At 60.0% G+C, this 25837-nt stretch carries 24 protein-coding genes; 10 read left to right on the top strand and 14 right to left on the bottom strand.

Translation table 11 applies throughout. From position 1 onward, the window contains the following. Nucleotides 1–2 precede the first annotated feature (2 nt). From HX898_RS23480 to HX898_RS23435, 10 genes are all read left to right on the top strand, one after another. Nucleotides 3–848 carry an alpha/beta fold hydrolase gene (locus HX898_RS23480; protein WP_138334578.1) on the top strand — a complete coding sequence of 282 codons (846 nt, stop codon included), beginning with the start codon at nucleotides 3–5 and terminating at the stop codon, nucleotides 846–848. Further along, complete coding sequence (locus tag HX898_RS23475; RefSeq protein ID WP_138334579.1) at nucleotides 845–1780, top strand: flavin reductase family protein; 936 nt, start codon at nucleotides 845–847, stop codon at nucleotides 1778–1780. The genes HX898_RS23480 and HX898_RS23475 overlap by 4 nt, the downstream gene beginning before the upstream one ends. Further along, a complete protein-coding gene (locus HX898_RS23470; RefSeq protein ID WP_138390202.1) occupies nucleotides 1777–2817 on the top strand; it encodes an LLM class flavin-dependent oxidoreductase in 1041 nt (346 codons plus the stop codon). The genes HX898_RS23475 and HX898_RS23470 overlap by 4 nt, the downstream gene beginning before the upstream one ends. Before the next feature lie 4 nt (nucleotides 2818–2821). Next, the gene (locus tag HX898_RS23465; RefSeq protein WP_138390203.1) at nucleotides 2822–4285 is read left to right on the top strand and encodes an aldehyde dehydrogenase; all 1464 of its coding nucleotides are present in this window, start codon (nucleotides 2822–2824) and stop codon (nucleotides 4283–4285) included. Between the two features lie 5 nt (nucleotides 4286–4290). Beyond that, a complete protein-coding gene (locus tag HX898_RS23460; RefSeq protein WP_003538302.1) occupies nucleotides 4291–4614 on the top strand; it encodes an NIPSNAP family protein in 324 nt (107 codons plus the stop codon). Nucleotides 4615–4658: 44 nt separating this feature from the next. Beyond that, nucleotides 4659–5669, top strand: a complete 1011-nt coding sequence (locus tag HX898_RS23455) for an ABC transporter substrate-binding protein (protein WP_138390204.1) — start codon at nucleotides 4659–4661, stop codon at nucleotides 5667–5669. A 113-nt stretch (nucleotides 5670–5782) separates the two neighbouring features. Further along, the gene (locus HX898_RS23450) at nucleotides 5783–6655 is read left to right on the top strand and encodes an ABC transporter permease (RefSeq protein WP_138390205.1); all 873 of its coding nucleotides are present in this window, start codon (nucleotides 5783–5785) and stop codon (nucleotides 6653–6655) included. Between the two features lies 1 nt (nucleotide 6656). Further along, the gene (locus HX898_RS23445) at nucleotides 6657–7457 is read left to right on the top strand and encodes an ABC transporter permease (RefSeq protein ID WP_170281443.1); all 801 of its coding nucleotides are present in this window, start codon (nucleotides 6657–6659) and stop codon (nucleotides 7455–7457) included. Further along, nucleotides 7454–8533, top strand: coding sequence for an ABC transporter ATP-binding protein (locus HX898_RS23440; protein ID WP_138390207.1), 1080 nt, complete (start codon nucleotides 7454–7456; stop codon nucleotides 8531–8533). Before HX898_RS23445 ends, HX898_RS23440 begins: the two co-directional genes overlap by 4 nt. A gap of 10 nt (nucleotides 8534–8543) precedes the next feature. Then, complete coding sequence (locus HX898_RS23435; protein WP_180195894.1) at nucleotides 8544–9998, top strand: NAD-dependent succinate-semialdehyde dehydrogenase; 1455 nt, start codon at nucleotides 8544–8546, stop codon at nucleotides 9996–9998. A gap of 111 nt (nucleotides 9999–10109) precedes the next feature. Here the strand turns inward: HX898_RS23435 and HX898_RS23430 are convergent, their stop codons facing one another. The 14 genes from HX898_RS23430 to HX898_RS23365 all read right to left on the bottom strand — a co-directional run bounded on the left by HX898_RS23430 (nucleotide 10110) and on the right by HX898_RS23365 (nucleotide 25832). Beyond that, the gene (locus HX898_RS23430; RefSeq protein WP_180195893.1) at nucleotides 10110–11639 is read right to left on the bottom strand and encodes an FAD-dependent oxidoreductase; all 1530 of its coding nucleotides are present in this window, start codon (nucleotides 11637–11639) and stop codon (nucleotides 10110–10112) included. Beyond that, complete coding sequence (locus tag HX898_RS23425; RefSeq protein ID WP_180195892.1) at nucleotides 11636–12853, bottom strand: NAD(P)-dependent oxidoreductase; 1218 nt, start codon at nucleotides 12851–12853, stop codon at nucleotides 11636–11638. The genes HX898_RS23430 and HX898_RS23425 overlap by 4 nt, the downstream gene beginning before the upstream one ends. Nucleotides 12854–12862: 9 nt before the next feature. Beyond that, entirely contained in the window at nucleotides 12863–13843 is a 981-nt protein-coding gene (locus HX898_RS23420) for a GHMP kinase (RefSeq protein WP_138390211.1), read from the bottom strand. Beyond that, entirely contained in the window at nucleotides 13840–15789 is a 1950-nt protein-coding gene (locus HX898_RS23415) for an HAD-IIIA family hydrolase (protein WP_180195891.1), read from the bottom strand. The genes HX898_RS23420 and HX898_RS23415 overlap by 4 nt, the downstream gene beginning before the upstream one ends. Further along, nucleotides 15779–16720, bottom strand: a complete 942-nt coding sequence (locus HX898_RS23410) for an SDR family NAD(P)-dependent oxidoreductase (RefSeq protein ID WP_180195890.1) — start codon at nucleotides 16718–16720, stop codon at nucleotides 15779–15781. The genes HX898_RS23415 and HX898_RS23410 overlap by 11 nt, the downstream gene beginning before the upstream one ends. A 32-nt stretch (nucleotides 16721–16752) precedes the next feature. Further along, nucleotides 16753–17712, bottom strand: coding sequence for a lysylphosphatidylglycerol synthase transmembrane domain-containing protein (locus HX898_RS23405; protein WP_180195889.1), 960 nt, complete (start codon nucleotides 17710–17712; stop codon nucleotides 16753–16755). Further along, nucleotides 17709–19679 (bottom strand): hypothetical protein, encoded by a 1971-nt coding sequence (locus HX898_RS23400; protein WP_138390215.1) that lies wholly within the window; start codon nucleotides 19677–19679, stop codon nucleotides 17709–17711. The genes HX898_RS23405 and HX898_RS23400 overlap by 4 nt, the downstream gene beginning before the upstream one ends. A gap of 19 nt (nucleotides 19680–19698) precedes the next feature. Next, nucleotides 19699–20937, bottom strand: coding sequence for a glycosyltransferase family 2 protein (locus HX898_RS23395; protein WP_180195888.1), 1239 nt, complete (start codon nucleotides 20935–20937; stop codon nucleotides 19699–19701). A gap of 17 nt (nucleotides 20938–20954) precedes the next feature. After that, a complete protein-coding gene (locus tag HX898_RS23390; protein WP_180195960.1) occupies nucleotides 20955–21581 on the bottom strand; it encodes an SIS domain-containing protein in 627 nt (208 codons plus the stop codon). A 267-nt stretch (nucleotides 21582–21848) separates the two neighbouring features. Next, nucleotides 21849–22073 (bottom strand): phosphatase PAP2 family protein, encoded by a 225-nt coding sequence (locus HX898_RS33305; RefSeq protein ID WP_246697975.1) that lies wholly within the window; start codon nucleotides 22071–22073, stop codon nucleotides 21849–21851. Nucleotides 22074–22264: 191 nt separating this feature from the next. Continuing rightward, nucleotides 22265–22621: a RidA family protein gene (locus HX898_RS23380; protein ID WP_180195887.1), complete on the bottom strand. Its 357-nt coding sequence runs from the start codon at nucleotides 22619–22621 to the stop codon at nucleotides 22265–22267. 14 nt (nucleotides 22622–22635) lie between these two features. Continuing rightward, nucleotides 22636–23457 (bottom strand): ABC transporter permease, encoded by an 822-nt coding sequence (locus tag HX898_RS23375; protein WP_017958323.1) that lies wholly within the window; start codon nucleotides 23455–23457, stop codon nucleotides 22636–22638. Then, nucleotides 23457–24713 carry an ABC transporter permease gene (locus HX898_RS23370; RefSeq protein ID WP_180195886.1) on the bottom strand — a complete coding sequence of 419 codons (1257 nt, stop codon included), beginning with the start codon at nucleotides 24711–24713 and terminating at the stop codon, nucleotides 23457–23459. The genes HX898_RS23375 and HX898_RS23370 overlap by 1 nt, the downstream gene beginning before the upstream one ends. Nucleotides 24714–24782: 69 nt before the next feature. Further along, complete coding sequence (locus tag HX898_RS23365; protein WP_138390220.1) at nucleotides 24783–25832, bottom strand: ABC transporter substrate-binding protein; 1050 nt, start codon at nucleotides 25830–25832, stop codon at nucleotides 24783–24785. Between the last annotated feature and the right edge of the window lie 5 nt (nucleotides 25833–25837).

Here is a 25837-nt window from a genome sequence, read left to right as displayed (position 1 = left end):
AGATGCTGACAGCCGGATCGACCACACGCACCGCTGCAGCAACAAACGCCGCTGGTGCCTTGCCCCGAAAGAAGACGACAAGTGGAACGGCCTATCACGAGGCCGGCAGCGGTGAGCCGCTGGTTCTTATTCACGGCGTCGGCATGCGGCTCGAAGCCTGGGCTCCGCAGATCGCATTCCTGTCTGCAGGCCATCGCGTCATCGCTGTCGATATGCCGGGACATGGCGAGAGCGCAAAGCTGCCGGCGGGCAGTCGGCTCGAGGAGTTCGTCACCTGGTTCGGACGCTTTCTCGACGAGATGGCAATCGACACGGCAAATGTTGCCGGGCACTCGATGGGCGCACTGGTTTCAGGAGGGGCGGCCGCGACCTTTGGCGAGCGTATCAGCCGTGTCGCCTACCTCAACGGTGTCTACAAGCGTGACCCTGAAGCAAAGGCCGCCGTGCTTTCGCGCGCCGCGGCCATTCCGGTATCGGGCGTCGACAAGGAAGGTCCTCTGGCCCGCTGGTTCGGCGATGACGCGGACAGCATCACTGCGCGTGAATTGACGCGAAAATGGTTGAACCTCGTCGATCCCCAGGGATATGCCGTCGCTTACGCCGCCTTCGCGGGAGGAGACGAGACCTACGCTGACGGCTGGAAAGACGTGGCTGGTCCGGCCCTGTTTCTGACGGGGTCCGATGATCCGAACTCGACGCCCTTGATGGCAACGCAAATGGCAGAGCTTGCGCCGCGGGGCTACGCTCGCATCGTCGAAGGTCATCGTCATATGGTGAACCTGACCGCGCCTGATATCGTCAATTCGCTGCTCGCTGAGTGGCTGTCGTTCGGGGAGGATGAACGATGACAATCCAGACTGTCGACCCAAGAGCACTGCGAGATGCATTCGGGGCCTTTCCGACCGGGGTGACTGTCGTCACCGCCTGTGACGGGGATGGAAATCCGATCGGCTTCACGGCGAACTCCTTCACCTCGGTCTCGCTCAATCCACCGCTTCTCCTCGTCTGCCTTGCCAAGACATCGCGCAATTTCGCCATCATGACCGGAGCGCAGCATTTTGCAATCAACGTGCTTTCGGAAACGCAGAAAGACGTGTCGAACACCTTTGCGCGACCGGTCGAGGATAGATTCGCGGCGGTCGAGTGGGCGAGGGGATCGGCAGGCTGCCCGATATTCTCAAGCGTGGCGGCCTGGTTCGAATGTGCCATGGAAGAGGTCATCGAGGCTGGCGACCACGTCATCTTGATGGGGCGCATCGAAGCTTTCGACAATAGCGGCCGCAACGGTCTCGGCTATGCGCGTGGCGGTTATTTCACGCCGACGCTCGCAAGCAAGGCAGTGTCCGCGGCAAGCGAAGGCAATATGGAACTTGCGGCCGTTGTCGAGCGCCGCGGGGAGGTTCTGCTGCTCGGCGAGGATGTGCTCTCCCTGCCAAGTGTCGACGCCCATGACGGCAGCCCGACCGAGGCACTGCAAAAATACCTGGAGACATCAACCGGGCTGAAGGTCAGCATCGGCTTTCTCTATTCGGTTTATGAGGGCAAGAGCGACGGCAAGCAGCACATCGTCTATCACGCCGTTGCCGGAGATGGCGAGCCTGCCGTCGGCAGGTTCCTGAAGCCTGACGCATTGGTTGCGGCAAAGTTCAAGACCAGTTCGACAGCCGATATCGTCAACCGTTTTGCGATGGAAAGCTCGATCGGCAATTTCGGCGTCTATTTCGGCGACGAGACCGGCGGCACTGTTCACCCCATTCCAGCCAAGGACGCAAAAGCATGAAGTTCTCCCTCTTCGTCCATATGGAACGGCTCGACGCCAATCAAAGCCATAAGAGTCTCTACGAGGAATTCGTCGCGCTCTGTGAGATCGCCGACAAGGGCGGCATGCACGCGATCTGGACGGGCGAACACCATGGCATGGATTTCACCATTGCGCCTAACCCGTTTGTGACCATTGCCGATCTGGCGCGCCGCACATCGCGGGCACGGCTTGGGACGGGGACGGTGATTGCCCCCTTCTGGCATCCGATCAAACTCGCCGGCGAGGCGGCCATGGCCGACATCATCTGCGATGGACGACTCGACATCGGTATCGCGCGCGGGGCCTATTCTTTCGAATACGAGCGTCTGCTGCCCGGTCTCGATGCCTGGGGTGCTGGCCAGCGCATGCGCGAGCTCATCCCGGCGGTCAAGGGCATATGGGCTGGCGACTACGCGCATGACGGGGAATTCTTCAAGTTCCCGTCGACCACGTCGGCGCCGAAACCGATGCAGCAGCCGAACCCGCCCATATGGGTGGCGGCGCGCGATCCGAACTCGCACGAATTTGCCGTCGCCAACGGCTGCAACGTTCAGGTGACGCCCCTCTGGCAGGGCGACGACGAGGTTCAGTCGTTGATGGAGCGCTTCAACGATGCATGCGCCAAGAACCCTGAGATCGAGCGGCCCAAGATCATGTTGCTGCGCCATACCTATGTCGGCTCGTCGGAGGACGATGTCGCCCAGGCCGCCCATGAACTCAGCGTCTACTACAATTATTTCTTCGCCTGGTTCAAAAATGAGAAGCCGGTTACCCAGGGTCTGATCGAACGGATCCCGGACGAACAGATCAGAGCAAACGCGATGCTGTCGGACCAGGTCATGCGCACCAACAATGTCGTTGGCGACGCTGAGACCGTCATCGCCCGGCTCAAGGCGTATGAAGCGCTCGGCTACGACGAATATTCCTTCTGGATCGACACCGGCATGAGCTTCGAGCGCAAGAAGGCGTCGCTCGAGCGCTTCATCACCGAGGTCATGCCGGCATTTCAGGAGTAAGACCATGCGACGTTTCCAGCACTATATCGATGGCGAATTTTCAGATGGCGAGGCCAGCTATCCGAGCATCGATCCAGCCTCCGGCGCGGTCTGGGCTGATATGCCCGAAGCGCGTGAGGCCGATGTCGATCGGGCCGTAAACGCGGCCGACAGGGCGCTTTACGACGGCCCATGGCCGAAACTGACGGCCACCCAACGCGGCAAGCTGCTTTACAAGCTGGCCGACCTCGTTGCTGCCAACGCGCACGTGCTCGCTGAACTGGAGACACGCGACACCGGCAAGATCATCCGCGAAACCTCGGCGCAGATCGCTTATGTCGCCGAATACTATCGCTACTATGCCGGCATCGCCGACAAGATCGAAGGTGCCTATCTGCCGATCGACAAGCCCGACATGGATGTCTGGCTTCGTCGCGAGCCGATCGGCGTCGTTGCGATGGTCGTGCCATGGAACAGCCAGCTCTTCCTGTCCGCGGTGAAGATCGGCCCGGCGCTCGCGGCCGGCTGCACGATGGTGGTCAAGGCCTCGGAAGACGGGCCGGCGCCGCTTCTCGAATTTGCACGGCTCGTGCACGAGGCAGGCTTTCCCGCCGGCGTGGTCAACATCATCACGGGTTTCGGCGCCTCCTGTGGCGCCGCCCTCGGCCGCCATCCGAAGGTCGCGCACGTCGCCTTCACCGGCGGACCCGAAACCGCCCGGCACGTCGTTCGCAACTCGGCCGAAAACCTCGCCTCCACCTCGCTTGAACTTGGCGGCAAGTCGCCATTCATCGTCTTTGCCGATGCGGACCTCGAAAGTGCGGCCAATGCCCAGGTCGCAGGCATCTTCGCCGCGACAGGGCAGAGCTGCGTTGCCGGATCGCGCCTCATCGTCGAACGCAGCGTCAAGGATAGATTCGTCGCCCTGCTACGCGAGAAGGCGGAGGCGATCCGGATCGGTGCTCCGCTCGATATGGCGACAGAAGTCGGCCCGCTTGCCACCAGGCGCCAGCAGGACAATATCGGCGCCCTCGTCGCCAAGTCGATTGAAAGCGGCGCCCGGCTCGTGACGGGAGGACGCAAGATCGACGGCGAAGGCTATTATTTCCCGCCGACGATTCTCGACTGCGACGATGTCGCCTCGCCCTCCCTGATCGAGGAATTCTTCGGACCGGTCCTGTCCGTCGTGTCATTCGAGACGGAGGCCGAGGCGCTGCGGCTCGCCAACGATACCCGTTATGGCCTGGCTTCCGGCGTCTTCACCCAGAACCTCACCCGGGCGCACCGGCTGATGAAGGGGCTGCGTGCCGGGATCGTCTGGGTCAACACCTACCGCGCCGTCTCGCCGATCGCGCCGTTCGGCGGTTTCGGCCTGTCAGGCCATGGCAGGGAGGGCGGCATGGCCGCGGCGCTCGATTATACCCGTACCAAGACGATCTGGCTCAGGACATCGGACGATCCGATCCCCGATCCCTTCGTGATGAGGTAGCGCCGATGTTTTACGAGATCCGGACCTATCGGCTGAAGAACGGCACGATCCCGCAATATCTCAAGGTCGTCGAGGAGGAGGGGATCGAGATCCAGAAGAGCCATCTCGGTACGCTCGTCGGTTACTTCTTTTCGGAGATCGGGACGATCAACGAGATCGTTCACATCTGGGCCTTTGCGAGCCTGGACGACCGGGAGGCGAGGCGCCAGAGGCTTTTGGCCGATCCCCGGTGGCAGGCCTTCCTGCCCAAGATCCGCGATCTCATCGAGGTGGCGGAAAACAAGATTATGAAGCCAGCTAACTTTTCTCCCAGGAGCGAGGCGCACTGACGGCATAAGGCATACAGGACAAACCAGAACAAGGATAAGGGAACATGAAAACAACATTTGCTTTCGCGGCGGTTGCCGCATTTGTGGCTGTGTCCGTACCGGCGCACGCCGACAACATGGTCTTTTCGAGCTGGGGAGGAACGACCCAGGACGCGCAGAAGGCCGCATGGGCTAGCCCGTTCACGGAGAAGACCGGGATCACCGTCGTACAGGACGGACCGACGGACTACGGCAAGCTCAAGGCGATGGTCGAGGCTGGCCAGGTTACCTGGGACGTTGTCGACGTCGAAGGCGACTATGCCGCCCAGGCCGGCAAGAATGGCCAGCTCGAGAAACTCGATTTCTCCGTCATCGACAAATCCAAGCTCGATCCGCGCTTCGTGACCGATTATTCGGTCGGCAGCTTCTATTATTCCTTCGTGATCGGCTGCAATGCCGATGCCGTCAGCGCCTGCCCGAAGACATGGGCTGACCTGTTCGACACGGCAAAATTTCCGGGAAAGCGCACATTCTACAAGTGGTCGGCTCCCGGCGTGATCGAAGCGGCGCTGCTTGCCGACGGCGTGGCCGCCGACAAGCTCTATCCGCTTGATCTCGACCGCGCCTTCAAGAAGCTCGATACGATCAAATCGGATATCGTCTGGTGGTCGGGCGGCGCACAGTCGCAGCAGCTTCTGGCATCCGCCGAGGCTCCTTTCGGCAGTGTCTGGAATGGCCGCATGACCGCGCTTGCGGCGAGCGGCATCAAGACCGAGACCTCGTGGGAACAGAACATCACCGCTGCGGATTCGCTCGTCGTGCCGAAGGGTTCGCCGAACGTGGAAGCCGCTATGAAGTTCATTGCGATGGCGACCTCGGCCGAACCGCAGGCCGCCCTTGCAAAAGCCACCGGATATGCGCCAATCAACGTTGACTCGGCCAAGCTGATGGATCCGGAAACGGCCAAGACCCTGCCGGATCAGCAGACGGCCAGCCAGGTGAATGCCGACATGAACTACTGGGCGGACAATCGCGATGCCATCGGCGAGAAGTGGTACGCCTGGCAGGCGAAATAGTCTGAAACTTGAGACGGATGGGCACGGCGAATGTGCGCCGTGCCTCCCGCAGCGTCGGAGCCGATTTGTCGGACCTCGGCGCCTGCGGAATTTGACGGGTGGGAAGGACTGTCATGTCGACATATAGCGATGCCTCCGCTGCAATTGCGCCCCTGCCAAAGGCGCGCAGGGCAACAGGGTTTGGCGGGGTCCTTCCGGCGCTCGCCTTCGTGGCGATCTTTTTCATCGCGCCGGTGGCGGTACTCTTGCTGCGCAGCGTGCTGGAACCGGTGCCGGGCTTTGGAAACTATGCGCAGCTGATCGGGTCCGCGACCTATCTCAAGATTTTCGCCAACACCTTCATCGTCTCGGGTCTCGTCACGGCGATTTCGCTGCTGATCGGATTTCCCGTTGCCTGGGCACTGGCAATCATGCCCGGGCGGCTGACCTCGGTGATCTTTGCCATCCTGCTCCTGTCGATGTGGACCAACCTGCTTGCCCGCACCTATGCTTGGATGGTGCTTTTGCAGCGGACGGGACTGATCAACAAGATGCTGATCGGAATGGGGCTGATCGACAAACCTTTGGCACTGGTCAACAACCTGACCGGGGTCACGATCGGCATGACCTATATCATGTTGCCCTTCATCATCCTGCCGCTCTACGGCGTGATCAGGAAGATCGACCCGTCGACCCTGCAGGCGGCAGCACTTTGCGGCGCCAACCGGTGGCAGTGCCTGACCCGTGTCCTGCTGCCCTTGGCCATGCCCGGCATGGCGGCTGGCGCCCTCATGGTCTTCGTCATGTCCCTTGGTTATTTCGTCACGCCGTCGCTGCTCGGCGGCACTGCGAACATGATGCTCGCAGAGCTGATCGCGCAATTCGTGCAGTCGCTGGTCAACTGGGGAATGGGCGGTGCCGCGGCGCTGGTGCTCCTCGTGGTGACCCTGTCGCTCTACGCCGTGCAGTTGCGCTTCGTCGGCAACCAGAACCCGGGAGGGCGTTGACATGTTGCTCAATTTCGACCGCCTCGGCTGGTGGAAATATATCCTGCTGACGATCACGCTTCTGACTGCGGCCTTTCTGCTGCTGCCGATCGTCTTTATCGCCGCACTGTCCTTCGGCTCCTCGCAGTGGCTGATCTTTCCGCCGCCCGGATGGACGCTTCAATGGTACAGCGAGCTCTTTGCCGATCCGCGCTGGCTGGAATCGGCCTGGACGAGCTTCAAGATCGCGGTCATCGTGACGATCCTGTCGGTGCTGCTCGGGCTTGTGACTTCCTTCGGGCTGGTGCGCGGTTCGTTCCTGTTCCGCGATGCGCTGAAAGCGCTGTTCCTGACGCCGATGATCCTTCCCGTCGTGGTTCTTGCGGTTGCCCTTTATGCCTTTTTCTTAAGAATCGGCCTGGGCGGCACGTTGGCGGGTTTCGTCATTTCGCACCTCGTTCTCGCGCTGCCTTTCTCGATCCTGTCCATATCCAGTGCGCTGGAGGGCTTCGACAAATCGATCGAAGATGCGGCGGTTCTGTGCGGTGCCTCGCCTCTGGAAGCAAAGATCAGGGTCACCCTGCCGGCGATCAGCCATGGGCTGTTTTCGGCTGCCGTCTTCTCGTTCCTGACATCCTGGGACGAGGTGGTGGTGGCGATCTTCATGTCCAGCCCGACCCTGCAGACGCTGCCCGTCAAGGTCTGGGCGACGTTGCGGCAGGACCTGACGCCCGTTGTCGCTGCGGCATCGACCCTTCTCATCCTTTTGACGATCATCTTGATGGCGCTGGTTGCCGTCGTGCGTAAGGTACTGAAACAATGAAAGAACCATTCCTTCAGATCAGCGGAATACGCAAGGAATACGGCCCTGTCGTCGCCGTCCACGACGTCAATCTCGACGTTCGACGCGGGGAGTTCCTGACCTTTCTCGGACCGTCCGGATCCGGGAAAAGCACGACCCTCTACATCCTGGCCGGTTTTGAAACTCCGACGAAAGGCGACATCACGCTGGAGGGCAAGACCTTGCTCGACACGCCGTCGCACAAACGCAACATCGGCATGGTGTTCCAGCGCTACACCTTGTTTCCGCATTTGACGGTGGGCGAAAACATCGCCTTCCCGCTGAAGGTCCGGCGCAAGTCCAAGGCCGAGGTCGACAGCAAGGTGAAGGAGATGCTGCGCCTCGTCAGGCTCGAAGGCTTCGAGGATCGCAAGCCCGCACAAATGTCCGGCGGCCAGCAGCAGCGTGTCGCCCTTGCCAGAGCCCTTGCCTATGATCCGCCGGTGCTTCTGATGGACGAGCCGCTGTCGGCGCTCGACAAGAAGCTGCGCGAGGAAATCCAGCATGAGATACGCCGGATCCATCAGCAGACCGAAGTGACGATCCTCTATGTCACGCACGACCAGGAGGAGGCGCTGCGGCTCTCCGACCGCATCGCCGTCTTTTCCAAGGGCGTCATCGACCAGATCGGAACAGGCCCCGAACTCTATGCCAATCCCAAGACCCGCTTCGTTGCCGAATTCATCGGCGACAGCGACTTCATTTCGTGCGACCTGGTGTCATCCTCCGACGGACAAGCCACCATTGCGCTCGGAGGCGGGACCATCTTCAATCAAATTCCGGTGCATGGAAAAGGGACCTCCGGCGCCAGGGCAGCTCTGATGCTGCGGCCTGAGCGCATTCGCCTGTCGCGCGTCCGGGCGGCCGGCGTGGGTCTTGCCGCGACGGTCAGCGACATTACCTTTCTCGGCAACAATATCCACGTCTCGACGGAGACGGCGGCCGGCGAGGCGCTTTCGGTCCGCTTGCCATTCGGTCATGAGGCTATTGCCGGGCTCAATCGTGGAGATATAGTCCATCTGGATTTCGATCCCGGCGCCGCTCACGTATTCTGCTGAAAGTTGTCCTATGAAGCTCAATGATCCCTCGCTGTTCCGTCAGGCATGCCCCATCGCCGATCGCTGGATCGAAGCGGAAGGCCGCAAGGCGGCGACGGTCCGCAATCCGGCGACAGGTGAGGTGCTGGGGGTGGTCCCTGACCTCGGCGCCGCGGAAACGGAAGATGCCATCCGCGCCGCCGTCATCGCCCAGAAGCTTTGGGCGAAGAAGACCGCCGGGGAGCGCGCCGCCATTCTCAAGGCATGGCACCGCCTGATGATCGAAAACCGCGATGATCTGGCGATGATCCTGACGCTGGAGCAGGGAAAGCCGCTCGCCGAGGCCAAGGGGGAGATCACCTATGGCGCGAGCTTCATCGAATGGTTCGCCGAAGAGGCGAGACGCATCAACGGCGAGGTCGTACCGGGACATCAGCCGGACAAGCGGATCCTCGTCCTGCGCCAGCCTGCAGGCGTGGTGGCGGCGATCACGCCCTGGAACTTTCCGAACGCGATGATCACCCGCAAGATCGGCCCCGCGCTTGCCGCCGGCTGTGCCGTGGTTCTCAAGCCGGCGCTGCAGACGCCATTCTCCGCCATAGCGATCGCCGTTCTCGGTGAGCGTGCCGGCCTGCCGCCGGGGCTTCTCAACATCGTCACGGGTGACGCAGCGGCAATTGGCGGGGCGCTGACGGCAAGCCGTGACGTTCGGGTCCTGACATTCACCGGTTCCACCCGGACGGGCGAGCTGCTTTACCGGCAATGCGCGCCGACGATCAAAAAGCTCGGCCTCGAGCTTGGCGGCAATGCACCCTTTATCGTCTTCGACGACGCTGATCTCGACGCTGCGGTCGAAGGCGCGCTCATCGCCAAGTTCCGCAACAACGGCCAGACCTGCGTCTGCGCCAATCGGCTTTATGTCCAGGACGGCGTCTACGAGGCGTTTGCCGCCAAGCTCGCCGCGGCGGTTTCGGGCTTGAAGGTCGGCAACGGTCTCGATAGTGACGTCGTGCTTGGCCCGCTCATCGACGACAACGCCGTCGCCAAGGTCGAAAGCCATATCCGCGACGCCGTCGCAAAGGGTGCCGGGATCGTTTCAGGCGGCAAGCGCCACGCGCTGGGCGGCCATTTCTTCGAGCCGACGATCCTGCGCGATGTCGCTGCCGGCATGCAGGTCGCCCGCGAGGAAACCTTCGGGCCGCTTGCACCGCTTTTTCGCTTCCGCGACGAAGAGGACGTCATCGAACAGGCAAACGACACCGAGTTCGGGCTCGCTTCATATTTTTATGCCCGCGATCTGTCGCGGGTATTTCGCGTGGCCGAAGCGCTCGAATATGGGATGGTCGGCGTCAATACCGGTCTCGTCTCGACGGCTGAGGCTCCGTTCGGCGGCGTGAAAATGTCGGGCCTCGGTCGCGAAGGGTCGCGGCACGGATTGGACGAATATACCGAGCTTAAATATGTATGCTTGGGTGGAATTGCCTGACCTGGTCGATGCTTGCGCTTTGCCGCAAAGAAAGACCGAGAATGCATTGGAAACGGATTTTTGCCGATGCATTCCGTTAATCGCCAAAGCTCTGGGGTGAAATTCAAACTGCTAAAGTGCCGAGTTTGCTTCCGTTTCGGCGAGACGCTGAGCGATGCGGTCGGCATTGGCCATGATCGTCATCGTGATGTATTTCGAGGAAAGATCGGGAAGAATCGAACCATCGACGACGTAAAGACCGGGATGGAGATTCACCTCGCCATCCGAAGACGTGCCGAACGGGCCGGCCGCGCCCATAGGGAGAGTGCCGGCGAAATGGGCATCGATGCCAGGCTCTGCCAGCGATGCGCCCGGGAGCTGTATCAGTCCCAACCGTTTCCATTCACGGCGGAGCGTTTTTTTCAAATTCTCGGCGCGAGGGCCAAAACCCTCTGCGAAGCCGCCGCGGACGGTCAGACCCTTTCCTGCCGTTTCATCGCGACGGATGTAGCTGTGGCTTTGATCGCCTGGATAGTAGATCGTTGCGACGAGGAGACTGCCGCCGATAAGCTCGAACACCGCGCGCCCGGCTTTTCGACCGAGCGGCATCCTGTTGACGAAGCTCTGCGCCGGCAGCGTGCCGACTTCATAGATCGCTCCCGTCACGTAATCGGATGCGTCGTCGCCGTAGCGTAGAGATAATCCGAGCTGCGCAAGGCTGTGCGTCGCCGTCGGCGGACGCAACATTCTTGCGGGGGGGAGCAGGGGAATGGCCAGCGTGGGACTGTTCAGAAGACGCAGCCCCTGCTCGTCAATCGGCAGGAGGTCCGACAGCAGGCCGGCCGTTCCAAGGACTCCTGCGGCCAGAATGATCCTCGGTGCGGAAAATAACGATCCGTCTGCCGTTCTGACCGCCCAGCCCGAGCTGCGTGTCAACGAGACGGCCCGCATGTTATCGAGCAAACGAAAATGCGGAGACTTTCGCAACAGAAGCAGATCCTGCCGGCTGTTATAGATCGCGCCGCTCGGGCAGCCATAGAGACAGTCGCCGCGCAGATCGCATGCCGCCCGCCCGGACCTCGCCTCCGAAAGTATGGCATTGACGGCGGGAAAAAGCCGGAACGACCCATCAGCCGGCTTTGCGGCCTGGTGCCGATGCAGAACATGGGCCGCTGTCGCCCCAAGCGGTAGGACGGGCGCGCCGTCAGCGCCTGTCGTAGAATCCGCATTCCTGCTGATGCCGATGCGCTTGGCAACATGCTCGTAGGATCTCTGCAAGGAGGCGATGTCGATTGGCCAAGCCGCGATGTCTTCGGCATCGAGATAGCTGATTTGCGCTCCCCAAATGTTGGAGAGCCCGCCGCGGGCAAGGCTGCCGATTGGGATGAAACCGTCGCCGGTTATGCCGGATTGGCGTCGAAAAGGTTCGAGAATTCCTCGTGCTGCAGGGGTCTGCAATTTCGGCGAACTTCCGTCGTCCGTTCGCAGCGATTCCAGATTGCTTCCCAGGACGCGGACGCTGCGGCTTTCCTCTTGCGATCCGGCATCATCCCCGCCATCCAGCATCAGAACGCGGCGTCCGGCCGCTATCAGGGGAAACGCAGCGGAGACACCGGCAGGTCCACTGCCGATGATGATGAAGTCGGCGTCCGGCCCATTCATCGATATCTCCCCGCTAAAAGCACGCGGAGCGGAAAGAGCAAAACATCGCTCGAAATCGCCAGCATCGCGCCGAAAAATCCGACCTTTTTGCCCGAGGCCCTTTCCGGTTCGCTCGCGAGGTCGGCCAAATAGAGGGCCTGCGCGAGGCGATGCCGTGTTCGATTGGCCGGCGGTTCAAAGAGCGCCAGCAAACCAGGATGCCGGATCATTGCCGGGGAAAGGCCGAGCGGCGATAACCCTTCACGCCGCAGCCCTTCACAAAGCCGTTGCAGCTGTATTTCGGTGGGCGCGATGCCTAGATATCGCAGCAGAGCCTGTGCCTCACGTCGCGATGGCTCCTCGTGTGTCTGGCCGAATTCTCCGGCAAGTGTAGGCGCTGGGTCAGCCAGGTTCAACTTCAGGAGCCTGAGGCTCTCGCTACTCTCCATCGGTGCGGCGCCTGCAAGCCCCAGGACGCGCTCCGGATCGACCGTGGGAATCAACGGGAGAAGCTTCGTCATTCGGCAGGCGAGGAGTGCGGCGGTCAGGGGAACCGGTATGAAATGAAGGTTGCCCTTACCTTGGCCGCGGCGGAGAATTCTGAGCCAGGCGGCAAAGCTTATGGGCTTTTCCGGCGCCAGCACAAATGTCTTCAGCGGCTGGTTCTCTCCGGTCGCCAGCGCCAGCAGGCCTGCGGCGACTTCGTCGAGATGAATGGGCTGAACTTTTCGGCTGAGCCCGATCATCGGCAGGATTGGGCTGAGCGCCGCCAATTTCGCCATCAGGCCGTACATCGCTGTGCGCGGGCCGCCATAAACCAACCCTATTCGCGCAGTTCTGACGATCGGTGCCGCCTTGCAGGCAGCCAAATGCTCTTCGATCCTGAACTTGGTCCGGCCGTAGACATTGAGCGCTTCTCTTCTGGACGAGGTGGACGAGGCAAAAACGAAGCGCGGCACGCCGGCTGCCTTTGCCGCTTCCGCCAGCTTCAAGGTGCCTGATATATTGACGTTTTCTTCTTCGGCCGCCTCCGGCGGAGTAGCCCAGGAATGCGCGAGATGGACGAGCCCAATCGCTCCCTCCAGATCGGACGCGGCAGGCTCATCGCCAATGCGCCACGCCGGGCCGAGCCGGCGGCCGAGTTCAACCACGTCGAAGCCGCGCTCACGCGCCATCGCGACAAGTCTTGCACCGATATAGCCGGTCGATCCCGTGATGATGAGACGTGGTGCCATTCACACTCTCTACTGCGCAAAGGCGATGCGCGCGCCGCTCCAGTCAAAACGAAACTCGATTTCCTTGAGCTGCGACAGCGCTTGCCGGACTTTTTCCTGACGATCTCTAGGGCAATAGAGAACGAGGAATCCCCCTCCGCCTGCACCCGCAAGCTTGCCACCGATAGCGCCGGCAGCACGGGCTGCCTCGTAACACTCGTCGATCGCATTGTTGGTAATCTTCGACGTCAGCGATCTTTTCATCATCCATCCGCGGTGCAGCGCTTCGCCGAACGCACTGAGATCTCCAGCCATCAGGATGTCGCGCATTTCGTAGCTCAACTGCACCATGCGCTCCACGGTCCGGAATTTTTCTTCGTCCGCTTCCATGGCTTGCACCTGCGTCGACAGCACTGAGCGCGTGTCGCGCTGGCTTCCTGTGAAAAACAACAGGATGTTGCTCTCGAGTTCTGCCATCTTTTCGGAGCCGAGGACGACGGGCTGAACGTTGACGCCGCCGTTGGGATTGAATTCGATGAAGTTCAGGCCGCCATGGGCGGCCGCATATTGGTCCTGCTTGCCGATCGGCTCCTTCAGGATATCGATTTCGAGTTTGCACGCTTCTTCCGCCAGCTGATCCTTGGAGGCAAAGCGCGACCGGTGGGCGTAGAGCGCATTGATCAGCGCCACGGAAAAGGAACTGGATGATCCCAGCCCGGTTCCCGAGGGAATGTCGGCGACCGAAGCAACTTCGATGCCGGGCTCGACCCGGTGCATTCGCAGGGCCTCGCGCAGCAGCGGATGCGCGATCTCCTCAAGCGTATCGGCGAGCTCGGTGCGCGTATATTTGAGATGATATTTGTTTTCATTGAAGTAGTTATGCACGATAACGAAGCTGTACTTGGCGATCGCGCAGGACAATACCGCGCCCGCTTGACGACGGTAGTAGGACGCTATGTCCGAGCCGCCTCCGGCGAAGCTGACCCGAAAAGGTGCGGATGAAACGATCAAAGGATGGCCTCCTCGAGATTGATGACGATATCGGCCGATGTCCGCTGTAGATCGATCCTCGGCCACTCCTCTTGAATTCGCGATGCCCAGAGCCCGTCGGCCGCGGCTGCCGTAAGGCCTTTCCAGGCGTAAAAATTGTGAAAGCGGTTGAGCAGTGTCTGCTGTGATGCCTCGACGAAGACAGCCATATCGACATCTTCGCGGATCGACCTGTGTCCGGCAAAGATGCCGTCCAGCAGAATGACCTCGGCATCACGCGCATCATAGGTGGTCGTATCCTTGCCCTGACTACGGCTTGCCGCGTCATAGCTGGGCGCCTCGACCTGTCCGGATTGGCGCAGCCTGCTGACGATCTCGGGATAGAGCTCGACCCTGTTGCGTTCCTCCGCGGTCATATCAGGACGGCGATATTCGAGCGGCAGTATCCAGCGATCGAGTTCCAGCCTCAGCACCCGGCGTCCTGATTCCGAGAGCATACGCTCGACCGCATGCGCAAACGTGCTTTTCCCGGAACGGGAACGGCCGCAAATGCTGACGAGCAGCGGACCTGCTTTACTTGGAAGACGTTGATGAATGGCTCCGGACAGCCCTTGCCCGATATCTTGATAACCGCATTGAAAGCGAACGGCGTCATAGACCGTGTCGAAGACAAGATCGGGACGCGGAATATCTATTTCCGCAGCAGGATAGCTCTTCTCATCCCGCAGGCCATAACCCGTCCGGACCCCATAGGCCCAGATGCCTGTCTTGCGGGCCGCACCTATGTCGCGCAGGCTGTCTCCGATGATGACGGATTTCGACTTTTCGACCGGCAATTCCGTCATTGCTTGGCGGATCATCAGATCGCCCGGTTTGCGGCATGCACAATTGATCTTGAGTTCCGGGATCTCATTGGGAAATCCTTTGTCCGGATGGTGCGGACAAAAGTAAATGCGGTCGAGGACGCCGCCATCTTCGGCAAGCTCGGCCTCCAGGCGACCAAGAACATGATCCAGGCCGGATTCATCGAGCAGGCCTTTGGCGACCTGCGGCCTGTTGGTTACGGCAACCGTCAGGAAGCCGGCCTCGCGGGCGAGCCGCACCGCTTCGCCGGCTCGGTCGATCAGCTTCACCTGCTCGGGATGGATGACGCCATGGCTGCCGACATCTTCGTTGAGTACGCCATCGCAATCGAAAAACACCGCGGGTCTTCTAACGGACAGATGGACCGCATGAACCCGTTCCTGCCGAAGATCCGCCGCCGCGGCAGCATGTCGGCTCGGAGACCCGGTATCCTTCATATATTCCGGCGTGTCATAGATTGCGACCGGGATCGAACGTTCGAGGAGACCGGGAATGACATCATGGATCATGTCGGCCGGCTGCCCCGGCAGGAGCGTCTCGAAGAACTGGTCGGAAGCTACGTACAAACCGGCCGGTACGAGATTGCGCCAATCCGCATCGCGGGGCGTTTTGCGAGGCAACAGGCGCTGGAGGTAACCGCTTTTCTGGACGACGAGATCGGATGTGCGGGGATGATCGTTGGGGTGAGCGATGATGGTTAGAGCGGCCGGAAATCGACGACGATGACGTGCCAGTGCCGCCAGATCGAGGTCAAAAAGCATGTCGCCGTAGACGATCAGGACGTCACCTGATGTCGTGTCCAAAGTCGTCAAGCAGCCTGCCGTGCCGAGCGGAGACGTCTCGACGAAGACGTCGATCGTGATGCCGAGCTTTTCAGCTTCCGGGCCAAGAGCAGGTTCCAGCTGGCTGCCGAGGTGACCACCGAGCACGCGCACATGCTGAACTCCTTCGCGGGCCAGCACACGAATCTGCCTGAGGATGATCGGCACGCCGCCAAGCGGCAAAAGAGCCTTCGGAATGGCATCGCCTGTCATGCTGCGAGCACGCGTTCCAAGGCCCCCGGCAATAATGACGGCCTGGCGGATAGCGTCTTCAGAACCCATTCGCCAGGATCCGATCCACGGCAAGCTCAACGGCCTCGGTTGATTTTCGCTTGGGAGACCAGCCCAGCGCGACGAGCCGGCTTATGTCGTAGCTGAAGCGCGGCACATCGCCTAGCCAGCCGCGGTCCTCGCTGCCGTATTCGATAGCGGCTCCGGCTGCGACCTTCGAGACCACGATCTCGGCGATATCCCGGACGGACGTTTCGCCGATGCCGCTGGCATGAAATACTTCATAGACGCCGGGTGCCTTGTCCCATGCGAGGAGAATCGCATCCACCAGATCTCCGACATAGAGATAGGGCTTTGTCTGCATTCCGTTGCCGAGCACCTGAAGTCTCGTCGGATCAGCCTTCAACCTGTTGATGAAATCGTAGATCGCTCCATGCGTGGAGCGCTCCCCAACGACATTCGGAAAACGCAGCACCAATGTCTTGATGCCGAATGACAGCGCATAGACAGACAGATAGGCTTCGGCGGCAAGCTTGCTGGCGCCATAGAGCGAGATCGGCCGCAGAGGGCCGTGATTCTCATGGATGTTTCCTTCGGCTTCGCCGAAAACGGCGGAGGTGCTGGCGAAAAAAAGCTTGCCGATCCCGTGCTTGCGCATGATGGCAAGCAGTGTCGTTGTCGTCAGCTGGTTCAGCTGCAGGTCCAGTTCCGCATTGGCATTGCCTGCGGCAATATCGGAATTTGCGGCGAGATGAAAAACAGCGTCGGGGCGGTCCTCCGCAATAAGCTGATCCATGCCTTCCCGATCAAGCATATCCAGTTCGTGGAAACGAAAATCCGATCGCTCCAGCAGGTGATCTATGTTCCGCATGCGGCCAAGATGAAGATTGTCGATCGCGGTGACCCGATAGCCCTTTTCCAAAAGGCGATCGCAGAGATGGCTGCCGATAAATCCGGCCCCTCCTGTTACCAAGGCATGCATGTCGGCGGCTCCATATGATCTGCTAAGGCTCATCAGAGCGCTTTGATCTTTCCCGAATGAGGACGCGAAAGGACGAATACACCACCGGCTAACCCGACCACAAGCTGCAGCAGGCCGAAAACCACGGAGAGCGTTGCCGCGTCTGTCGTGCCAATGCCGAATACGGCAAGTGAAATAATCATACCGCCTTCCCGGAGACCCCACCCTCCGACGGAAATAGGGACCATGGCGATCAAGAGCACCGGCGGGAAAGCGGCTGTGGCCTGACCCCAATCGAGAGGGAGATCGAGGCCGAGAACGAGGATCTCGAGCGAGACGACGCTCAACCCGTGAATGGCGAGGGTCAATAGAAATACGCCGACCATTCTTTGGTGGGTGACCAAAGCCCGCAACGCGTCGGTCAACGCATGCAGCTTTGCCGGAAAGAACCGGACGAATAAGTGGCGGCGCCAACTGAACACCAGGGCTGATGCGATAGATCCCGCAACGCCAAGCGCCGTGAGTTCTGTCAGATAGGGGATGGGAAAGTCGTGCCCGTAAACAGCGCGCAGGATGATCAGTCCGATCAGCGCAACGACCGCCAGTCCGAAAAGAGTAAGGATGCGGTCCATGACGACGCCTAGCGTGGCTTCTCCGATCGTCAGGCCATATTTGACGGCACCAAATATGCGAGCGGCATCACCTGGAATGGGACTTGGGAGAGCTTGATTGTAAAAGAGGCTTTGCATGAAGAGTTTCATGGCGCCCGATAGCTTCAGCCTTTGCCCTATCATGTCCGACAGAAGGCACCACCGCCACGCCGAAAGCAGAGCCTGCAGGAGCAGAAGCAAGATGCTGCCCCAGATGGTCGTCGCCGACAGGGTCTGGACGGCAGCCCACCCTTCCGAAAAATCTACCCTGCGCGCGATCCATATGACGAGGCCAAGCGCGACAGCTACTTTCAGAACCGGTATGCCGATGCGAAGCAACGCTGGGGAGGACGCAGTAGTCACGGTGTCCGACCCGCGTCAAAACGGTAGAGCGTCCAGCCGAACCGATCCGTCAATATCACCGAGGAACGGGGCATCATGTGCGCTATGACGCTGTTGGCCATCAGGATTTTGTCTTCTCCAAGGCGTTCGGCGAGGAACGCACTACCGGCATCGGGCGGGACTATGAAGTAGCCTATATGATTGTCCCTGATGAATGCGCCGACATCCGACCCGGGTGCAGGCAGCACGTGGCGTGGCAATTGCCAGCCGCCGTCGCGGCCGTCGTTGTAGGCCGTGGACAATAGTGTGTTAGCAGTGTCGAAAGGTTGAAAAACGGTCCGCAGGTCATGATCCGCGATGTAGCGGTACATGAAATAAGCTTTGCGGTGTCCCTCCAGATATCTTTCGACGCTTATCATCCCGAGCATGACGTCAAGCTGTTCCGCCTTGGCGGGATCCAGGTCGCCGCCGCCCACCCGGTGCCAGCGGGAAATCCAGAGTCCGCCGGCCAGCAAGCTGATGACCACCGGGCTAGCGACCATGCATGCTGGCGAAGAGACAATTTTCGCAAGTGGGGCTATCTGCGGCAGGACTCGCCGGTCGAGCCATTTATCCAGCCGCTCGCGAACCAGGGAGGCGCCGATAAACCCGGTGGAGAAGAAGAGCAGATAGGCTGGCGTTGCCCACCGTATGTGATTGAACATAACGGTGTACCATATCACAAACATTGTAGCGACAATCGCTGCCAGAAATGCGATGCGCCGGAAAGCCACTGCCAGACCGGCCAGTATCAAAGCAAGAGCGACGAAAGTGTTCGGCTTGCGAGCGAGGAACCATTCGTAAAGAATATAGAGGAAGTCGTGCCAACCTTGCAGAGATGCGAGGTTTGTCACGAAACGTCGGTTGGCAGGATCGAAAGCCCGGCCCAATTCCAGCGTGTAATCCGCCATCCAAGCGTCGGTGAGGCCCGGATGACCGAACAGGAAGGGATAGATCGGATTGCCGAGAATGATGAGATTTTTCGCATACCAATAGCCCGCGACGGCGAGAAATGCGCAGATGCATGACAGGAAGAGCGGCAGCGATACTCTTCCTTTGATGAGCGCCGGCATCAATGCCAGCCCTATAAGGCCAACCATTTGCAGTTCTGTATATTTTCCTCCGACCGCTCCCCCTAAGACGAGCGCACAATGAAAAAGCTCCGCCGGACGCCGGGTTTCCAAATAGCGCCACAGAAAAAGCACGGCTGCGACTGAGAAACACGAGCGGGCCAGATCCGTCATTGGTTCGCCGACGCTTCCCCTGAAGAAAGGGATGCTGAGGATCAGAGCTGCCACCAGGAAAAAACCGCATGCCCGCCAACGACTTGCGCAGCTTGAAAGCAGGAACAGAAATCCGAAGAAAATTGCGATATTCATGGTCGCCGCGCCGGTCCAGTGACCGCTGGCCATCATGACGAGCGCAAACAGCAGATTGAAGAAGAGTGGAATATTGCCGTAGAACGGATGGTCGATCTGCGGAGACACGAAGCCGGCGTGCTCGATGATGCTGTTCGCAAGCGGCACGTGGAAAACCCACACGTCGTCAATACCGGGCGGAAATAGGGCCAGAACGCTCCACGCATAGCAAAGTAAGATGCATGTGAGTGCTGCAAGCACCGGAAACGGATTTCCGATTTTCGTTTCAGCGGCGATTTTACGAAACAGCGAACCCAGGTCGCAAAGAACGGCAACGAGATCGCGACGGCGCCAGATCATCGAAACAGCCACGATAGGAAGAACGATTTCCCATCGTAATCCGTGAAATGCGCCAAGGACGGTAGCCGCGCCGCCTGATATCGCCAGAGCCGGCAAAATACCGCTGAATAGAAAATCGAAACTATCTCGAAATGGCTGATCGCAACGTCGGTTGAGCCAAGCAACGAGACCCCTGTCCATCACGAGGCCCCATAATATTATGGAGAGAACCGTGCACCAGCCTACTATCATTATAGCCCTTTCGTGGCTCTTATCCCGCGAGAGGCGGCGCAGGCTTCTTGATTGGCAGCATGACCCCAAGCGCTCGTATCATGAGGCCTGAAATAAAGATCTGAAATGCTGTCGTGATAAGCCAGAGCCCGAAGATGGCCCAGTTCGTTTCGATACCAATCTCAGGCAGCACGTATCCATTCCCGACATAGGAATCGAAGAGTGGAAACGCCAACAAAACGCCTGCAAGAACAGCCACGACCGTTCCCCAAATCGTTGCGTTGTAGGGCAGGAGCCGCTCGAAACGAGGTTGCACGCGTCCGGAATAGTCGAAGATAACCCGGCCGATCGCGGCCGAAACCAGCATTGATTGACCAAGGACGGCCAGGGCCATGGCAAAAAGCATGGCGTTGGACGAGAACCGCACACCGGCAATAGACATAGGTCCAGCCAGCAGCGGCAGCATGATGATCAGGCCGAGGGCCAGAAGCAGGAAGCCCGGCCAGATGAGAAAGAAATCGAACCCGTAGACAAACATCGCCTGAAGATTGCGCCAGCCTGCGCGCCACGGCTCCATCCAACCCCGCCGCTTCATGTGGCTGAGCCGTCCATCCGGATCTTTCAGGAAGTGGATCGGTACTTCGGTGGTCGGAAGCTCCATATGCACGGACTTCAACACCATTTCCGACGCATATTCCCAGCCTTGCGACCGAAGATCCATGCGCAGCAATGCATCGACGCTGATGCCCCGCATGCCGCAATGGATGTCGGAAAAGCGGCTGGCAAACATCCGATTGAGAATCCACGTCGTCAGTGGCGTTCCGAAATAGCGATGCAGGGGCGGCATCGCATTGTCTTCGATCGAGCCCTTGAACCGCGAGCCCATCACGAAGTCGTAGCCCTTCCGGAAGGCCTCGACAAACGGCGCAATCTGCCGAAAATCATAGGTGCAGTCCGCATCGCCCATGATGATGAACTTGCCGCGGACGAATGGAATGGCATCGATGTAAGCCCTGCCCAAACCGCGCTTCGGCGTCCGCAACACGCGGGCCCCCCTGTCGCGCGCGATTTCGGGTGTGCGATCGGTCGAACTGTCGACGATCAGGATCTCCACGGCCGCACCGCTTGCCGCGATACCCTCGCGGCACCAGTCGACGAAGGTTCCGATCGTCAATTCCTCGTTGAGAGACGGGACGAGGATCGTCACTTCAGGGTTGGCGACATCATCGTCGGGCGTAAGGAGCGACAATTCCGGATCGTGAATGCTGGGGAAATTCATGCGCGTGAAACGGCTCGTTAGGAAAGAGTGGGCGGGACAAGTCCGCAGGAAAAATCCAATACGGCATGGCAAATCGCCAGATGTGCGATCTCCACATAGCCATATTGATCGGAAGCCACATAAAAGTTCAGGTCACCGAGATCACGCAGCGGATTGCCCGGCGCGAATCCGCTCAAAGTCATGACGGCGCAGCCTTTTTCCCGGGCCGCGCGGGCGGCCTTGGTAATGCTTTCCGATCTCCCCGAACTGCTGATTGCCACCAGCAAGTCACCTTCGTTCGCGTGCATGGCGATTTGCGTAGAGAACACGTTCTCATATCCAAGATCGTTTGAGAGGCATGTCAGCGTCGCGCCGTCGTTCATCGCCATGGCCCGCAGCCCACCGTTTTTGGAATAGTCCGTCGCCATGTGGCTGGCGATTGCCGCGCTGCCGCCGTTGCCAATGAACATGATCTTCCGTCCGGCATCGTGCGTGGCGCGAGCCAGTTGCATGGACTCTGTCACCGCTGCTGCATAGCCCAGGCTCTCTCCGGCTGCCCGCGTAGCGGTTGCATTCACAAGAACATGGCGGAGAAATGTGAAGTAGCGATCCAGATCGCTGTTTGTCACACGAAGCTCCGAAGACCTGTTCTCGTTATGCGACATGCTCATTGAGCCCTCATATTTCACGCGACACGAGCGCCACCAATTGGGTTACATAGCGGAAGGCGATCGGTTTTCCAGCAACGGAAGATCGTTCCATCTGCCGCGCCGAGATTAGCAGGAGCGCTTAAATGGGAATTTTTCCCATTTGTCAATTGGTGCTTTTACAGATCCGAGCAATTGCTTCAGCTTCGAAACTGGCTGCGGCGCGGAGATGTCGGGGCCTCGGTCGTGAAAGGTGCAGGCACGGGTTGGACGAATATATCGAACTCAAATACCCGCCTTCGGTGATGGCGACAGCAGCATTAGCGTATTTATGAAGATCGTCGGAAATCTTATCCATCGTATTGGCCACGCACCCCAACTGCACAACATCGCTACCGCCGCATGGATCGATGGGAACGAGATGATGCCGCTTGCATGCTCCAATTGCAGGACAAAATTGGGGTCATCCCTGACTGCTAGGATTTGCGGAACATATTCCAAGCCGAGCATGCCATTGATGTTTCTGAGATCCCGGGACTGACGGCAAAATCAGTGTAGGTCCCGAGCGCGGGATACCAAATGGTGATGATACTCGCGATGACGCAAATCAGGCCGTATGTCCCGACGACCTAATACGCGCGAGTTCGGTGCGTCAGTTTTTATCATACCTGCGCTGGCGAGATGACGACAGGCGCGGACCTTCAGTTCCCGACCGCTGCGATGATGCCGATTTCGACGGCGAATTCCGATGCGGCGAGCCTTGCTTCGACCGTGGCGCGCGCCGGCGCATGACCTGAAGGCACCCATTCGTCCCAGACGGCATTCATGTCTTCGAATCTGGACATATCAGTAAGCCAGATCGTCGCGCTGAGGATCCGTGTTGGATCGCTGCCGGCGCCTTCCAGAAGCCGCGTGATCCGCGCCAGGATGTTGGTCGTCTGTTCGCGGACGGACGCGCCCGGCACATCGATGGCGACCTGGCCTGCGAGGAACACGAAGCCGCCATAGGTCACAGCCTGGCTCATCCGCTTTCCGGTTTCGTAGCGTTCGATCTGCATGCTCACTCCCTAAATTAGTCCCTATGCGCAATCTTTTGGCGTTCGGCGCGGCGCTGCAGCCATTGGATCGTGGCGAGGAACAGCGTCGAAAACAGGATGAGGAGCGTGGCAACGGCGGCGATCGTCGGGCTCAGCGTTTCGCGCACGCCGCTCCACATCTGGCGCGGCAGCGTGCGTTCTTCGGAACCGGCTATGAAGAGCGCAATCACCACTTCGTCGAACGACGTCACGAAGGCGAAGAGCGCGCCGGACGCCACCCCCGGCGCGATGACCGGCAGCATGATGCGCAAGGTCGCTTCGACTGGGGCTGCGCCGAGACTGGATGCCGCCCGCATCAGATTGTGATCGAAGCTTGCGAGCGTCGCGGTGACGGTGATCACCACGAAGGGGGCGCCGATCGCCGTATGCGCCAGCACCAGCCCGGTCAGGCTGTTGAGCAGCCCGACCGCCGCGAAGGCATAATAGATACCGACCGCCGAAACGATGACCGGCACGATCATCGGCGAAATCAGAATGGCGGTCAGCGTTGCACGCGCCGGGCAAGAGGGCCGGCTGAGGCCGATCGCGGCAAGGGTGCCGAGAAAGGTCGACAGAAGCGTGGCGAAGACGGCGACGATGATGCTGTTCTTCAGCGCCAGCTGCCAGACGTTGGAATCGAAGAATTCGCGATACCAGCGGAGCGACAGGCCGGGCATGGGATAGGTGAAGAACGGCTCGGCATTGAAGGAGAGCGGCACGATCGCCACGATCGGCGCGATCAGAAAGAGGATCACGAGGCCGCCAGCCAGCCACAACAGGATCGAAAACAGCCGCGGGAAAGAAAGGAAATTCGTCATCAGCCGATCCTCAGCCTGTCGATGCCGACAATGCGATTGTAGACGGCATAGAGGATCAGCACCGCCACCAGCAGAATCGTGCTCAAAGCCGCCGCCATGCCCCAGTTCGTGACCTGGTTGGAGTAATAGGCGATGAAATAGCTCACCATCTGGTCTCCCGGCCCGCCGACCAGAGCCGGCGTGATGTAGTAGCCAAGCGCCAGGATGAAGACGAGCAGCCCGCCGGCGCTAACACCAGGCATGCTCATCGGCAGGTATATGCGGAAGAAGGCCGACATCGGCGGTGCGCCAAGCGACGAGGCGGCACGCAGATAGACCGGAGGTATACTCTTCATGACGCTGTAGATCGGCAGCACCATGAAGGGCAGCAGAATATGGGTCATGGCGATCAGCACACCGATGCGATTGTAGATCAGGTCGAGGGGATGTGCGGGGTCGATCAAGCCCAGCCAGATGAGCGCCGAGTTGATGACGCCGCGTCCCTGCAGCAGGACGACCCAGGCGCTGGTGCGGACCAGGAGAGAGGTCCAGAACGGCAGGAGCACCAGGATCAGCAGCGTATTGGCAACCGCCCCTTTCGACCGGGCGATCAGCGCGGCGAGGGGATAGCCGAGGAACAGGCAGATCACCGTGACCGAAGCGCTGACGACGAATGTGCGGATCAGCACATCGACATGCACTGCATTCTCCGCCGAGACCCTGCCGATGGCGCCTGAGGCGTCGCGCTCCAGGTCGAGCGAGGCGAGCAGGTAATAGTCGGTGAAGGGCGGCGACGCATTCTTGATGAGCGTCCAGTAGTGCGGCGTCTCCCACTTGGAATCGATGGCGACAAAAGCGGCCTTGTAGGGCGGCTTCGCGTTGCGGATCGTGCGCGCAGTTTTCAGCAGCATCGAGCGCATGCCCGTCTCGTAATAGTTGAGACGCTTGGCCACTTCGGCGATCTGGTCGCGCGGCGATTGCTTCAGATCGGTGGCAAAGGCAGCAAACAGCGCTTCGTCGGGCGGGGATTTTTCATCCCAGCCGGAAAGGGCCGACATCGTGTAGGGCAGGGCGGCGGAAGCCGCCCTGTTGTCGACCGCGCGTGTCAACAACAGAGCAATGGGCAGGACGAAAACGAGCAGCAGGAAGATCAACAGAGGCGCGACCAGGAGCAGCGCTCTCAGCTGCGCCTTGCTTTTCGCACTGCCGAGGCTTTTCACCCGCGTGCGGGCGGCAATCATAGAGCCGTCGCTTTCATTCATTGTCGCGATCACCATCGCTCATGCCTTCCTGCGGTAGAGAAGGGGGCGGACGGAGCCAGGGATACACTCGCCCGCCCGAAGAGGTTACTGTGCGAGCCACTTGTTGAAGCGTTCGGTCAACTCTTCATCATGGTCGGCCCAGAACTCGGAGGAGACGACAAAGGCGGTCTTCGTGTTCTCAGGCGCGGTCGGCAGATCGACAAGAATATCCGCCGGAACCTTGGCGATGGCCGCTTTCAGGGTCGGGCCATAGGAAATATATTTGGACTGCTGCGCCATCACGTCGGGATTGACGGTGAAGGCGACGAATTTGTCCGCCAGTTCCTTGTTCTTCGAGCCTTTCGGCTCGGCCCAGAGATTGAAGTCCATTCCCTGGCCGTCCCAGACGATCTTGAAGTTCTTGCCGCTGTTCTTGACGGCATCGTAGATACGGCCGTTCCATGCCGTGGTCATCACGACTTCGCCGTCGGCGAGAAGCTGCGGCGGCTGTGCACCGGCCGTCCACCAGACCTTCACATCCTTCTTGATCGTGTCGAGCTTCTTGAAGGCGCGGTCGACGCCCTCCGGCGTCCCGAGCACGTCGTAGACCTCGGCGGGTTTGACGCCGTCGGCAATCAGCGCGAATTCCAGCGTGGTCTTCGGCGACTTGCGCAAGGCGCGCGGCCCGGGGAACTTGGTCGTATCGAACAGATCGGCCATGGTGGTCGGCCCGCCATTCGGGAACTTGGCGGCATCATAGGCATAGATGGTGCCGAAGACGATCGTCGCGACCGCACAATCCATCGCGGCGCCGTCGATGAAGGCGTCCTTGCCGCCAAGCTTCGAATAGTCGATCGGCTCAAGCCAGCCTTCGTCGCAGCCTTGCAGCGCATGGCTGGGTTCGACATCGACGACATCCCAAGTCACCTGGCCGGTTTCGACCATGCCCTTCAGCTTGGCGGTCGAGCCGTCCCATTCATCCTGGAGAATCTTGGTGCCGGTTTCCTTGGCGAAGGGCTTGAAAAAGGCCTCCTCCTGGCTCTTCGTATAGGCGCCGCCCCAGGATGTGACGGTCAGCGTATCCTCGGCAAATGCGGCTCCTGCGATGGCAAGAGTCATGACGGAACTGAGAAGCATGCAGTTTAAACGCATCATGGTGG

The sequence above is a fragment of the Rhizobium sp. WYCCWR 11128 genome (genome assembly GCF_013416305.1).
Classification (GTDB): domain Bacteria; phylum Pseudomonadota; class Alphaproteobacteria; order Rhizobiales; family Rhizobiaceae; genus Rhizobium; species Rhizobium indicum.
Note: the sequence above shows the minus strand (reverse complement) of the source record. Positions and strands in the feature narration are given on the sequence as shown.